10 protein-coding genes are annotated in these 13,328 nt (G+C 73.3%); 6 read left to right on the forward strand and 4 right to left on the reverse strand.

Annotated elements, in window-relative coordinates:
* Window position 1 precedes the first annotated feature (1 nt).
* Entirely contained in the window at window positions 2-2,596 is a 2,595-nt protein-coding gene (hrpB, locus tag OG389_RS09665) for an ATP-dependent helicase HrpB (RefSeq protein ID WP_328298051.1), read from the forward strand.
* Here hrpB and OG389_RS09670 read toward each other — a convergent pair.
* From OG389_RS09670 to OG389_RS09680, 3 genes are all read right to left on the reverse strand, one after another.
* A complete protein-coding gene (locus OG389_RS09670) occupies window positions 2,586-3,566 on the reverse strand; it encodes a DUF3068 domain-containing protein (protein WP_328298052.1) in 981 nt (326 codons plus the stop codon). The two genes, hrpB and OG389_RS09670, sit on opposite strands and share 11 nt — an antisense overlap.
* 14 nt (window positions 3,567-3,580) lie before the next feature.
* Complete coding sequence (locus OG389_RS09675) at window positions 3,581-3,721, reverse strand: SPW_0924 family protein (protein WP_328298053.1); 141 nt, start codon at window positions 3,719-3,721, stop codon at window positions 3,581-3,583.
* 147 nt (window positions 3,722-3,868) lie between these two features.
* Window positions 3,869-5,182: a lytic murein transglycosylase gene (locus tag OG389_RS09680; RefSeq protein ID WP_443059236.1), complete on the reverse strand. Its 1,314-nt coding sequence runs from the start codon at window positions 5,180-5,182 to the stop codon at window positions 3,869-3,871.
* Window positions 5,183-5,374: 192 nt separating this feature from the next.
* Here OG389_RS09680 and OG389_RS09685 point away from each other — a divergent pair, with 192 nt between their 5' ends.
* A complete protein-coding gene (locus OG389_RS09685; protein ID WP_328298054.1) occupies window positions 5,375-6,274 on the forward strand; it encodes a DUF4184 family protein in 900 nt (299 codons plus the stop codon).
* Window positions 6,275-6,306: 32 nt separating this feature from the next.
* Here OG389_RS09685 and polA read toward each other — a convergent pair whose 3' ends face one another.
* Complete coding sequence (gene polA, locus OG389_RS09690) at window positions 6,307-9,030, reverse strand: DNA polymerase I (RefSeq protein WP_328298056.1); 2,724 nt, start codon at window positions 9,028-9,030, stop codon at window positions 6,307-6,309.
* A gap of 146 nt (window positions 9,031-9,176) precedes the next feature.
* Between polA and OG389_RS09695 the strand changes: the two genes are divergently transcribed.
* The 4 genes from OG389_RS09695 to OG389_RS09710 are packed head-to-tail and all read left to right on the forward strand — an operon-like array spanning window position 9,177 to window position 13,081.
* The gene (locus tag OG389_RS09695; protein ID WP_328298057.1) at window positions 9,177-11,462 is read left to right on the forward strand and encodes an FdhF/YdeP family oxidoreductase; all 2,286 of its coding nucleotides are present in this window, start codon (window positions 9,177-9,179) and stop codon (window positions 11,460-11,462) included.
* Window positions 11,463-11,517: 55 nt separating this feature from the next.
* Window positions 11,518-11,994 carry a PaaI family thioesterase gene (locus OG389_RS09700; RefSeq protein ID WP_328298058.1) on the forward strand — a complete coding sequence of 159 codons (477 nt, stop codon included), beginning with the start codon at window positions 11,518-11,520 and terminating at the stop codon, window positions 11,992-11,994.
* A gap of 38 nt (window positions 11,995-12,032) precedes the next feature.
* Window positions 12,033-12,449: a hypothetical protein gene (locus OG389_RS09705; protein ID WP_328298060.1), complete on the forward strand. Its 417-nt coding sequence runs from the start codon at window positions 12,033-12,035 to the stop codon at window positions 12,447-12,449.
* Window positions 12,446-13,081, forward strand: coding sequence for a Tat pathway signal sequence domain protein (locus OG389_RS09710; RefSeq protein ID WP_328298061.1), 636 nt, complete (start codon window positions 12,446-12,448; stop codon window positions 13,079-13,081). Before OG389_RS09705 ends, OG389_RS09710 begins: the two co-directional genes overlap by 4 nt.
* Window positions 13,082-13,328 lie beyond the last annotated feature (247 nt).

Below are 13,328 nucleotides of genomic sequence, written 5' to 3' on the forward strand. Positions count from 1 at the left end.
GGTGATCCGCACCGCCGACCTCGACGCCCTTCCCGTACGGGAGGTCCTGCCCGCGCTCGTCTCCGCGCTCGACGCCCACGGCGCGGCGGTCCTCTGCGCCCCGCCGGGCACCGGCAAGACCACGCTGGTGCCACTGGTGCTGGCGGGACTGGTCGGGACCGGCCCGCGGGGCGCCGGGCCTGCGAAAGGCGGGCCTGCGGGAGACGGGCCTGCGGGAGGCGGGCCGCTCCGCCGGATCGTGGTCGCCGAACCACGCCGGATCGCCGCCCGCGCGGCGGCCCGGCGGATGGCCTGGCTGCTCGGCGAGCAGGTCGGCGCCTCGGTGGGCTTCACGGTGCGCGGGGAGCGGGTGGTGGGACCGGCCACGGTGGTCGAGGTGGTCACCACCGGGGTGCTGCTCCAGCGGCTCCAGCGGGACCAGGAACTCTCCGGGGTCGACCTGGTGATCCTTGACGAGTGCCACGAGCGACACCTCGACGCCGATACGGTCGCCGCCTTCCTCCTGGACGTACGGGAGACCCTGCGCCCGGAGCTGCGGATCCTCGCGGCCTCGGCGACCACCGACGCGGCCGGCTGGGCCCGGCTCCTCGGTCACGGCGGCGAGGGGGACGCCCCCGTCGTGGAGGCCGCCGGCGTCTCGTACCCGGTGGAGACCGTGTGGGCCCCGCCGGCCCGCCCGGTACGGCCGCCACACGGAATGCGGGTGGACCCCGCGCAGCTGACGCACGTCGCCTCGGTGGTGCGGCGGGCACTGGCGGAACGTTCCGGCGACGTCCTGTGCTTCCTGCCCGGCGTCGGGGAGATCGCCCGGGTCGCCGGGCAGCTCGGCGCTGTCGGCGCGGAGGTCCTCCAGATACACGGCCGCGCTCCGGCCGCCGTCCAGGACGCGGCGCTGTCCCCCGCCCCGCACCGCCGGGTCATCCTCTCCACCGCCGTGGCGGAGTCCAGCCTGACCGTGCCCGGGGTACGGATCGTGGTGGACTCGGGCCTGGCCCGCGAACCCCGGGTCGACCACGCGCGGGGCCTGGGCGCGCTCGCCACCGTACGGGCCTCCCGCGCGGCCGGCCGCCAGCGCGCGGGCCGCGCCGGGCGCGAGGCACCGGGCACGGTGTACCGCTGCTGGGCCGAAGCGGAGGACGGGCGGCTGCCCGGCTACCCCGCCCCCGAGATCCGGATCGCGGACCTGGCGCAGTTCGCCCTCCAGGCCGCCTGCTGGGGCGACCCCGACGCGGCCGGGCTGGCGCTGCTCGACCCGCCGCCGGCCGGAGCGATGGGCGCGGCGCGGGAGGTGCTGCTCGCGGTGGGCGCGGTGTCCCCGGACGGGCGGCCGACTCCCCGGGGGCTGCGCATGGCCCGCCTCGGCCTGCACCCGCGCCTCGCCCGGGCCCTGCTCGACGGCTCCGCCGCGCTGGGGCCCCGGCGGGCGGCGGAGCTGGTGGCCCTGCTCAGCGAGGAGCCGCCGCGGGAGTACGGCGACGACCTGGCCGCCGCCTGGCGGCGGGCCCGTGCGGGCGGCGACCCGTACGCATCGCGCTGGCGCGCGGAAGCCCGCCGCCTGGAACGCGCGGCAACCGGAGGGGGCCCTGCGGGGCATTCCCCCACCCCGCCCCTCCCCGACGACACCGCCGCCGGGCTCGTGGCCGCACTGGCCTTCCCCGAAAGGGTCTCCAGGGCCAAGGGCCAAGGGGCCTTCCTCATGGCCTCCGGGACCGGGGCCGAGCTCGGCGAGGGCTCGGGGCTGCGCAGCGCGCCCTGGCTGGCCGTGGCCGTCGCCGACAGACCCCCGCACTCCGCGTCCGCCCGCGTGCGCCTCGCGGCGCTCCTCGACGAGGACACCGCCCGCGCGGCGGCCGGCCATCTCTTCCGCGAGGGCGAGGAGGTCCACTGGGAGGACGGCGACCTCGTGGCCCGCAGGGTCACCCGGCTCGGCGCCGTCGAGCTCGCCGCGCGGCCGCTGCGCGACCCCGACCGGGCCCTCGTCCGGGCCGCCCTGCTCGACGGGCTCCGCGCCGAGGGGCTCGGACTGCTGCGCTGGAGCCCAGACTCGGAGGGCCTCCGGGCCAGGCTCGGCTTCCTCCACCGCACGCTCGGCGCGCCCTGGCCCGACGTGGCGGACGACTCCGCGCTGCTGGAGCGGGCCGACGACTGGCTGGAGCCCGAGCTGTCGCGGGCCCGCCGCCGCGGGGACCTCGCCCGGATCGACGCCGGGCAGGCGCTGAACCGACTGCTGCCCTGGGCCACCGGCGAGGCCTCCCGGCTCGACGAGCTGGCCCCGGAGCGGATCGAGGTGCCCAGCGGCTCGCGGATCCGCGTCGACTACGCCGCCGAGCACGGGCAGCCCGTACTGGCCGTCAAGCTCCAGGAGCTCTTCGGGCTGGCCGAGACCCCCCGGATCGCGGGGGTCCCGGTACTCGTCCATCTGCTGTCGCCGGCCGGCCGGCCCGCCGCCGTCACCGCCGATCTGGCCTCCTTCTGGCAGGGCGGCTACCGGGCCGTCCGCGCGGAGCTGCGCGGCCGCTACCCCAAGCACCCGTGGCCGGAGGACCCGGCGACCGCCGAGCCCACCCGGCACACCAACGCCCGGCTCAGGCGCTGAACGGTTCCTCGTCCCGCGGGCGCCTGCCGCGCGCCTCCAGCCACAGCGCGAGCCCGAAGAGCGCGAGCCCGCCGGCCGCCAGACCTGCGGGGGCATAGGTGTGCAGCGCGAGGACCTTGGTGCGGTTCGCCCTGACCAGGTCGACGGTGTAGTCGCTGTAGTCCTCGCGCATCTTCACGTGCCCGGCGAAGACGGTGAGCCTGCTGTCGGGCGCGGCCGCGGCGATGCTGCCACCCCGCATCTCCTGCTGGATCTCCTGCTCGGCGTTGACGGGGGCGCCGGTCACCGGGTCGACCCAGAACATCGCCTTGGTCGAGTACCAGAGGGAGGTGCCGGTGGTCTGCTCGAAGGTGGCCGGGTCGATGCCCTCGATCGGCATCTTCTTCGGCAGCGAGACCTTCGTCCAGGGGATCGTCTGCTCGTAGTAGTAGACGTCCATGCCCTTGAACTTGCGCGGGCCCACGTAGTGGATGGGCGAGGAGGTGCGGGTCTGCTGGTCGAAGTACAGGTAGTCGCGCGGCTCGGTGAAGAACGGCCACTTGAACTCGATGCCCTCGCGCTTGACCGGGTCCCCGTCCACCGACTCTCCGGTGGCGTGCACCGGGGCCTGGGTGTGGGCGTCGAAGATGTAGCGCTCGGGGACCTGGGAGACCGTCTTCCCGTCCGGGCCCATGATGTAGGTCAGCGTGTCCCAGACGACCACGTCCTTGCCGGCGCTGGCCTCTATCTCCTTCGACGCCTCGACGTTGCCCTTCAGCGTCTGGACGATGGTGACCTTGTCTACCTTCTTCGGCTGCATGCCCGCGTTGTAGTCGAGCAGGGTCGCGTCCTTCGCCTCCAGGACCACTTCCTGGTACTGGTTCGGCGGGATCTTCGCGAGCCTCGGGTACGCGTACCAGCGCAGCAGCGGTGCGAGGGCGGTGCAGAACACGGCTACGGCTAGCAGGACGAGGCTTGCTCTGCGTCGCATGGCCGGGCCCTCCTCTACTTTCCGGGCGCGGCGGGCGCGGTGGTGAGCAGGGGCTTGGGTGAGGTCTTGCCTTCCGGCGTCCCCGTCGCCGTGATGGCGAAGACGAGGAGCGCCGCGAGGACGAGACCGCTGGCGGCGGCGACGATTGCGCGCATGCCGGGGCCTCCGGAATCTGATTGGTCGTCAGGGCGGGGGCACCGTAGCAATGCGGGTGACAGATGAGAACCGTTTGCGCCACTGATCACGGGGTGACGCCGGACGGCCCGGTCCGGGCCCCGGGCCCGGACCGCCGCCGCGGCGTGTCAGGGGGTCGCCGTGGGCGCCGGGGAGGCGGTGGACGGGGACGCCGACGGCTTGGGAGCCGGCGAGCCGGACGGGCCGGGCCCGGGCTTCGGCGACGGGGAGACGGAGGCCGAGGGACTCGGCGTCGGCTCGGGCTTCGGGGTCGGGGTCGGCGTCGGAGTCGGCGTCGGCGTTGGGCTCGGGGTCGGCGTAGGCGTCGGGGTCGGCGTAGGCGTTGGGCTCGGGGTCGGCGAAGGCGTCGGAGTAGGCCGGGGACTAGGCGTCGGGCTCGGCGTCGGCGTCGGGCTCGGCGTCGGCGTCGGGCTCGGGGTCGGACTCGGCGTAGGCGAAGGCGTAGGCGAAGGCGTAGGCGGTGTCGGGGCGGGCGGCGTCGGCGCAGGCGGTGTCGGGGCGGGCTTCGGCGGCGTCGTCGCTGTGCCGCCGCTGCCCGGGCCGTCCGGGACCTCGTGCGCGCCCTTCAGGTAGTACGTGAACCACGACCGCACCGTCCGCAGGTACGCGGCGGACGCGTTGTACGACAGCACGGCCCGGTCCAGGTCCCCGTCCCCCCGCAGGTCCCGCGTACCCGCGCACAGGTAGCGTCCGGCCGCGAGCGCCGCGTCGTGCACGTTGCCGGGGTCGCGCCGCCCGTCCCCGTTGGCGTCCTGGCCCCACGAGGCCCACGTGGACGGGATGAACTGCATCGGCCCGACCGCCCGGTCGTAGCGGGAGTCCCCGTCGTAGGCCCCGCCGTCGGTGTCCGGGATGTTCGCGAAGCCGTTGCCGTCGAGTACGGGGCCCAGGATCGGCCGCAGCGTCGTACCGGCGGCGTCGACCTGGCCGCCGCGCGCGTGCCCGGACTCGACCTTGCCGATCGCGGCGAGGAGTTGCCAGCGCAGTCCGCATCCGGGGTCGCTCCGGCCTACGGTCTGCTCCGCGTTCCCGTACGCGGCGAGCACGCTCGCCGGTATCCCCTGCGCGCCTTCCGCCCCGCCCATGGCCACGGGTTCGTTGCGCGGGCCCGCGGCGGCGGCCGGTGCCACGGGCGGCGGCGCCGCTCCGTCCTCGGGCAGCAGAACGGCCGGCGGCTCGGGGCTCACCAGCGGCGGGAGGGCGGTGAAGTAGGAGGTGTCCCCGGCGGATTCCCCGGCGGACGCGTCGGGCTCCGCGGCCCGCGGGCCGCTCCCGGCGGACGCGAACGGCCCGCCGCGACCGGCCCCTGGCCCCTGCGAGGCGGTCATCGCGGCGGCCACCAGGGCGGAGACGAGCACGGCTGCCCCGCCCTTGCGCAGCGCCCGGCCGAACCGGCCCGGTAGCGGTGCGGACGTGCGCACGGGCCTGGGTACTGCCGGTATGCGGATCCGAGGCGTCATGAGCCGGACCCCCCTCCCCCTCGACGTCCGCGTGACCATACGTCAACTCCCTGCGCAGGGCACGCATCGTGAGCCGGAATTCACGATTTCCCCATGGGTTCCGCAGCTCACCCATACTGGACGCCACTGATCGAAGAGCCGAGACGAGGTTCCATGCCGTTCACCCTCAGCCACGCGGCCGCCGTACTTCCGGCCGTCCGCCGGACCGGGCGTGCGCGAGGTCCTCTCGTCGCTTCGGCCCTGGTCCTCGGGTCCTTCGCCCCGGACGTCTTCTACTTCGCGGACGCGGTCGTCCCGGGCCTGCGGCCGTACGGCACCTTCACGCACTCCCTGCCCGGGGTGGTCACCGCCGACGCGGCACTCACCGCCGTCCTCACGGCGTTCTGGCTGCTGCTGCGCGAGCCGCTGATCGCGCTGCTGCCGCGCGGCGGGCGGGGCAGGGCGCACGCCTTCGTACGCGGCGAGGAGTGGCGCGGGCGCCGACTGCCCCCGCTGGCCCTGTGGTTCTACCTCTCGGCGGTCGCCGGTTCGCTCACGCACGTGGTGTGGGACAGCTTCACGCACCTCGACCGCTGGGGTACGCGCGCGCTGCCGGAGCTGGGCGAGCCGCTCGCCTTGGGCCTGCCGCTCTACTCGTACCTGCAGTACGGCACTTCGGCGGTAGCGGCCTGCGCCCTGTTCTGGTTCACGGTGACCGGACTGCGCCGGCTGCCGGCCTCGCCGGTCCCCGCGTCCGTCCCGGTGCTCGGCCGGGCCGAGGTGTGGGGCGCGCTCGCGCTGGTCCTCCTGTGCGTGGCCGTCGGGGTCACCGTGCGCGTGCTCCGCTTCTTCACCTTCTTCGACCGGATCGGCACCCCGCTCGACATCATCCCGACGGTCTGCTTCGGCGCGGGCGGCGGTCTCTCGGTGGCCCTGCTGCTCTACGGGGTCCTCGTCCGCCTGCGCCACCGGCCCGGCCGCGACCGTACCGGCCCGGACGCGGGCCACGGCATCGGCTCCGGCTCCGGCTCCGGCTCGGAAGAGGAAACGCGAACGCCCGTCCCCGCCGGTTAGGCGGAGACGGGCGGGGCCGGACCGTACGGCGATCAGTGCGCGGCGGACTCCCAGTCCGGGCCGACGCCCACGGACACGTCCAGCGGGGCCCGCAGGTCGACGGCGGCGGCCATCTCGCGGCGCACCAGCTCCTCCACCTTCGCCCGCTCCCCGGGGGCGATCTCCAGCACGATTTCGTCGTGGACCTGGAGCAGCATCCGCGACTTCAGCCCGGCTCCGGTGATCGCCTTGTCCACGCGCAGCATCGCGACCTTGACGATGTCGGCGGCGGTTCCCTGGATCGGCGCGTTCAGCGCCATCCGCTCGGCGGCCTCACGGCGCTGGCGGTTGTCGCTGTTGAGGTCCGGGAGGTAGCGGCGGCGGCCGAAGACGGTGGCCGTGTAGCCGGTGGCGCGGGCCTCCTCGACGACGCGGCCCAGGTAGTCCCGGACGCCGCCGAAGCGCTCGAAGAAGGTCTCCATCAGGCCGCGGGCCTCGCCGGGCTCGATGTTCAGCTGCTGGGCCAGGCCGAACGCGGAGAGCCCGTAGGCCAGGCCGTAGGACATCGCCTTGATCTTGCGCCGCATCTCCGCGTCGACCGCGGAGCGCTCGACGCCGAACACCTGGGAGGCGACGGTGGTGTGCAGGTCCTCGCCCGTCAGGAACGCCTCGATCAGGCCCTCGTCCTCGGAGAGGTGGGCCATGACGCGCAGCTCGATCTGGCTGTAGTCGGCGGTCATGAGCGACTCGTAGCCCTCGCCGACGACGAAGCCGCGGCGGATGGCCCGGCCCTCGTCGGTGCGGACCGGCACGTTCTGCAGGTTGGGGTCGGTGGAGGAGAGGCGGCCGGTCGCGGCGACGGTCTGGCTGAAGCTGGTGTGCACCCGGCCGTCGGCGGCGATCGTCTTGACCAGGCCCTCGACGGTGACGCGCAGCTTGGCCTGCTCCCGGTGACGGAGCATGATCACGGGCAGGTCGTGGTCGGTCTGGGTGGCCAGCCAGGCCAGCGCGTCCGCGTCCGTGGTGTAGCCGGTCTTGGTCTTCTTCGTCTTCGGCAGGTCCAGCTCGCCGAAGAAGACCTCCTGCAGCTGCTTGGGCGAGCCGAGGTTGAACTCGTGGCCCACCGCGGCGTGGGCCTCCTTCACCGCCTGCTGCACCGCGGCGGCGAACTGCTGCTCCATCGCTTCGAGGTGGCTGTGGTCGGCGGCGATGCCCGACCGCTCCATCCGGGCCAGCAGCTCGGAGGTGGGGAGCTCCATGTCATGCAGCAGCTCGGCCGCGCCCACCTCGGGAAGCTTCACCGAGAAGGCGTCGCCGAGGTCCAGGACGGCGCGGGCCTGCGCCATCAGGGCCTCGGCCTCGGCGGTCTCGTCGGCGCCGAAGGCGAGCTGCCCCTCGGCGGCGGCGGGTGCCAGCTCCCGGTGCAGGTACTCCTGGGACAGCACGTCCAGCGCGAAGGAACGGCGGCCCGGCTTGACCAGGTACGCCGCGAGCGCGGTGTCCATGACCACCCCGGCCAGGGTCCAGCCGTGCTCCGGGAGGACCCGCATCAGGGCCTTGGCGTTGTGCACGACCTTGGGCCTGCCCGCGTCGGCGGCCCAGGCGGCGAAGGCCTGCTCGTCGGCCGCGTCCAGCGCGGACGGCTCGAACCAGGCGGCCGCGCCGTCGGCCGAGGCCAGCGCGATCTCGGCGACGTTGCCGGTGCCCAGGGCCCAGCTGTCGACGGTGGAGATGCCGAGCGGGGCGCCGCCGCGGCTCTCCAGCCAGGGCGCGAGCTCGCCGGCGCCCAGTACGGAGCCGTCCAGCTCCACGGCGGCCGCCGCGGGGGCGGGGGCCTCTTCGCCGGCCGCGCCCGGGTCGACGGCGAGGAGGCGCTCGCGCAGCGAGGCGTTGCGGATCTCCAGTACGTCCAGGACGCCCGTGACGGCGGTCCGGTCGTAGGGGGCGCGCTCCAGATCGGCCGGGGTCCTGGGCAGGGCGACGTCCTTGACCATCTCGGTCAGGACGCGGTTGAGCTTCACGGCCTCCAGGTGGTCCCGGAAGTTCTGCCCGGCCTTGCCCTTGACCTCCTCGGCGCGCTCCACGAGTTCCGCGAACGACCCGAACTGGGTGATCCACTTGGCGGCGGTCTTCTCGCCGACGCCCGGGATGCCGGGGAGGTTGTCGGAGGGGTCGCCGCGCAGGGCCGCGAAGTCCGGGTACTGCTGGGGAGTGAGCCCGTACTTCTCCTCGACCTTCTCCGGGGTGAAGCGGGTCAGCTCGGAGACGCCCTTGGTCGGGTAGAGGACGGTGGTGTGCTCGGAGACCAGCTGGAAGGAGTCCCGGTCGCCCGTGACGATCAGCACGTCGAAGCCGAGGGCCTCGGCCTGCGTGGCGAGCGTCGCGATCACGTCGTCGGCCTCGAAGCCGTCGACCGCGAAGCGCGGCACGCTCATCGCGTCGAGGAGCTCGCCGATCAGCTCCACCTGCCCCTTGAACTCGTCGGGGGTCTTGGAGCGGTTCGCCTTGTACTCCGGGAACTCCACCGAGCGCCACGTCTTGCGGGACACGTCGAACGCCACCGCGAAGTGCGTGGGCGCCTCGTCGCGCAGCGTGTTCGCCAGCATCGACGCGAACCCGTAGATGGCGTTGGTCGGCTGCCCCGTCGCGGTCGTGAAGTTCTCCGCGGGGAGCGCGAAGAACGCCCGGTACGCCAGGGAGTGCCCGTCCATGAGCATCAGGCGGGGGCGGTCCGCTGCGGTCGGCTGGTCGGTCTTCTTCGATGCTGAATCTGCCACGCCCCCGATCCTAGAGGCCGCCACTGACAAATCCGGACGGGCTGCGCGGCCGGTCAGGTGCGGCCGGTCGAATCCGGCGTCGGCCGTGCCGGCGGAGCGTGACAGGATCGGAAGCGGACGAAGAAGACTGCTCAAAGGGGAGCGACATGGCCACCAAGCCGCCCGCAGGTGATCCAGTACAGGACGCGCCGCAGGTCGCGCCTCCCCAACACGCGGCCGCCGGCCTGCCCGCCATCGGGCACACCCTGAGGATCGCGCAGCAGCAGATGGGCCTCGCCCGTACCGCCCGAACCCTCCTCAAGGTCAACCAGAAGGACGGGTTCGACTGTCCGGGCTGCGCCTGGCCCGAGGGCGACAAGCGGCACACCGCCGAATTCTGCGAGAACGGCGCCAAGGCCGTCGCGGAGGAGGCCACGCTGCGCCGGGTCACCCCGGAGTTCTTCGCCGCGCACCCGCTGGCCGACCTGGAGACGCGCTCCGGCTACTGGCTGGGCCAGCAGGGCCGGATCACCGAGCCGATGCTCCTGGAGAGAGGGGCCCTGCCGGCGGGCGGTGACCGCTACGAGCCCGTGACCTGGGAGCGGGCCTTCGAGATCATCGCGGAGGAGCTGCGCGCCCTGGACTCCCCCGACGAGGCCCTCTTCTACACCTCGGGCCGCACCAGCAACGAGGCCGCGTTCCTCTTCCAGCTCTTCGTCCGCGAGTTCGGCACCAACAACCTCCCCGACTGCTCGAACATGTGCCACGAATCCTCGGGCTCCGCACTGAACGAGACGATCGGCATCGGCAAGGGCAGCGTCTCCCTCGAAGACCTCCACCAGGCCGACCTGATCATCGTCGCCGGGCAGAACCCCGGCACCAACCACCCGCGCATGCTGTCCGCGCTGGAGCAGGCCAAATCCGCGGGCGCGAAGATCATCTCGGTGAATCCGCTGCCCGAGGCCGGCATGGAGCGGTTCAAGAACCCGCAGACCCCCCTCGGCATGTTCAGGGGCACCGCCCTCAACGACCTGTTCCTCCAGATCCGCATCGGTGGCGACCAGGCCCTGTTCCGTCTCCTGAACAAGCTCGTCCTGGAGACCGAAGGCGCCACCGACGAGGACTTCATCCGCGAGCACACCCACGGGTACGAGGAGTTCGCGGCCACCGTCAAGGACACCGACTGGGCCGAGACCCTCACCGCGACCGGCCTGAGCCGCCCCGACATCGAGGCCGCCCTGGCCATGATCCTGGCCTCGGAGCGCACCATCGTCTGCTGGGCGATGGGCCTCACCCAGCACAAGCACTCCGTCGCCACCATCCGCGAGGTCGTCAACCTCCTCCTCCTGCGCGGCAACATCGGCCGCCCCGGCGCCGGCGTCTGCCCCGTCCGGGGCCACTCCAACGTGCAGGGCGACCGCACCATGGGGATCTTCGAGCGCCCCGCGCCCGCCTTCCTCGACGCCCTCGACAAGGAATTCGGCATCACCTCGCCGCGCGAGCACGGTTTCGACGTGGTCCGCTCCATCCAGGCCCTGCGCGACGGCGAGGCCAAGGTGCTGTTCGCCATGGGCGGCAACTTCGTCGGCGCCACCCCCGACACCGAGGTCACCGAAGCGGCGATCCGCCGCGCCTCCCTGACCGTGCACGTCTCGACGAAGCTCAACCGCTCGCACGCGGTGACCGGCCGGCGCGCCCTGATCCTGCCCACCCTCGGCCGCACCGACAAGGACGTGCAGACCTCGGGCAAGCAGTTCGTCACCGTCGAGGACTCCATGGGCATGGTCCACTCCTCGCGCGGCAACCTCGCCCCCGCCTCCCCGCACCTGCTCTCCGAGCCCGCGATCGTGGCCCGCATGGCCCGCGCCGTCCTCGGCGAGGCCTCCCGGACCCCCTGGGAGGAGTTCGAGCGGGACTACGCCGCCGTCCGCGACCGGATCTCCCGCGTCGTCCCCGGCTTCGAGGACTTCAACGCCCGCGTCGCCCGCCCCGGCGGCTTCCAGCTGCCGCACCCCCCGCGCGACGAGCGCCGCTTCCCCACGAAGACCGGCAAGGCGAACTTCACCGCCGCGCCCGTGGAGTACCCCCGCCTCCCGGCGGGCCGGCTGCTCCTGCAGACCCTGCGCAGCCACGACCAGTACAACACCACCATCTACGGCCTCGACGACCGTTACCGCGGCATCACCGGCGGGCGCCGCGTCGTCATGGTCAACCCCGAGGACGCCGCCGAGCTCGGGCTCGCCGACGGCTCGTACACCGACCTCGTCGGCGAGTGGAGCGACGGCGTGGAGCGGCGCGCCCCCGGCTTCCGCGTCGTCCACTACCCCACCGCCCGCGGCTGCGCCGCCGCCTACTACCCCGAGACGAACGTGCTGGTGCCGCTGGACTCCACCGCGGACACCAGCAACACCCCCGCGAGCAAGTCCGTCGTCGTGCGCTTCGAGCCGGCCTGATAGAACGACCCGAGGACAAGATGGTTAACGAGCGTTGACGAACGGAGTCGGCCCCATGGGCGAGCAGCACGCGGTGAAGTTCCCGCAGGAGGTCCTCGACGAGTACACGGCCCTGGGCATCGACCTGCCCTCGCTGTTCTCGGCGGGCGACCTCGGCAAGCGGATGGACATCCGGATCCTCGAAGCGTCCGCCGAGCGCGTCGTCGCCACCATGCCCGTCGAGGGCAACACCCAGCCGTACGGACTCCTCCACGGCGGGGCCTCCGCGGTGCTCGCCGAGACCATCGGCTCGGTCGGCGCGATGATGCACGGCGGCAGCACCAAGATCGCCGTGGGGGTCGACCTGAACTGCACCCACCACCGCGGCGCCCGCTCCGGCCTGGTCACCGGCGTCGCGACCCCCGTGCACCGGGGCCGCTCCACCGCCACCTACGAGGTCGTCATCACCGACGAGCAGGACCGCCGCGTCTGCACGGCCCGCCTCACCTGCCTGCTGCGTGACCTGAACCCGCAACAGGACGGCAACAACTAGCCGTTGCCCTCGTGGCGGCGCCGGTCTAGCGTTCCCGCATGGGATCCGGACCGGCGCCGCGGCGCATCTCGGCCGCGGCGGCGACGAAGACGGCACTGCTGGCCGCCGCACTGCTGGGCTGCTCCCCCGGCAATCCCCAGGACTCTGCCGGCCCCGGGCCGGGAACCACGCCGCCACCCATGCCGCCCGAGCAGGTCTGCACCCTCCTGATCACGCAGTGGGCCGGCCGGATCCTCGACGCCGGCGAGGGCGACGACGCCGTCCGCCTGGACTACCAGTCCATGGGCCTGTCCGGCGGCCAGAACGACATCCTGCGCGCCGTCGTCGCCGATGCCCGCGCCGAGCAGCGCGCGAAGGGCCCGGCCGCCGCGCACGAGCTCACCGCCCGGGAGGTCGGGCGCCGCTGCGCGGAGCGCTACCGCTCCGGCGCCCCGACCGACGGCCCCTGGCAGTGAGCGGCGGCATCGGGCCGGTCGAGCCCGGAGAGGGCACCGGGGCCCACGAGAGCCCGCACCCCGGCCCCCGTACACCCCCGGCCGTCCGGCGGGTCCGTGAGGCCTACGAGGGCCACCGCGGGGCCGTCCTGGCCGTGGCCGCCCTGATCTGTGTGTCCGCCGTGGTCGCCGGAGGGGCGGCGCTGTACGCGGCCCGGCCGCGTCCCGCCCCGTACCGGCCGCCCGCACCCTCACAGGTGTTCTCCCTCGCCTATGTCGCGCCGGTCGAGCCGGCCGCCGCCGGCAGCGCCTTCGAGTTCACGGTGCGTGTGCGTGTCGCCTCCGGGCCGGCCATCACGCTGGAGCGGCTGACGCAGTCCTCGCGGGCGCTGACGGTGGACGTCCGGCCACCACTTCCGGCCACCGTCGCGCCCGGGGAGGCGCGTGACCTCGTCGTACGGATTCAGGTCACCGACTGCGTGCATGTAGCACGGAATTCCAGCCTCCCATTCCTCGAAGTAACCCTGAGTAATAAGTTTGAGAAAGAGGATCACAGCTACATCCCCGGCGACCGATATGCCAGGGATCTCTCCACCGCTCTGACCAGGGCCTGTCCCGCAGTCCGAGACACGGACACCCTCGCGCCGTCATGACCAAAACGGCTCAGAGTCCTGGCGGGACAGTACTCAAACCGCTGGACGGTCCTCACGCGTCTCACCATTCGGACAAGACGAACCGGCCGGAATTCCCCCGTTCCACCCCCAGACATCCGCTATGCATTACGCCGCGGCATAACAAGAGAGTCACATCATTGGCCTCGGCCCTCCATAACGCCCTGAGACCGGCTTAGAGTCACGGCCAGTCACCGCGACCAGCCGGATTCCTCGCAGTTCGGTTCCC

The sequence above is a fragment of the Streptomyces sp. NBC_00435 genome (assembly GCF_036014235.1).
Taxonomy (GTDB): Bacteria; Actinomycetota; Actinomycetes; order Streptomycetales; family Streptomycetaceae; genus Streptomyces.

What these genes read in the sequence shown, in the direction of transcription:
- OG389_RS09670 (WP_328298052.1), bottom strand. Translation starts at nt 3,566, where the DNA reads ATGCGACGCAGAGCAAGCCTCGTCCTGCTAGCCGTAGCCGTGTTCTGC.
- OG389_RS09675 (WP_328298053.1), bottom strand. Translation starts at nt 3,721, where the DNA reads ATGCGCGCAATCGTCGCCGCCGCCAGCGGTCTCGTCCTCGCGGCGCTC.
- OG389_RS09685 (WP_328298054.1), top strand. Translation starts at nt 5,375, where the DNA reads ATGCCGTTCACCCTCAGCCACGCGGCCGCCGTACTTCCGGCCGTCCGC.
- OG389_RS09695 (WP_328298057.1), top strand. Translation starts at nt 9,177, where the DNA reads ATGGCCACCAAGCCGCCCGCAGGTGATCCAGTACAGGACGCGCCGCAG.
- OG389_RS09700 (WP_328298058.1), top strand. Translation starts at nt 11,518, where the DNA reads ATGGGCGAGCAGCACGCGGTGAAGTTCCCGCAGGAGGTCCTCGACGAG.
- OG389_RS09705 (WP_328298060.1), top strand. Translation starts at nt 12,033, where the DNA reads ATGGGATCCGGACCGGCGCCGCGGCGCATCTCGGCCGCGGCGGCGACG.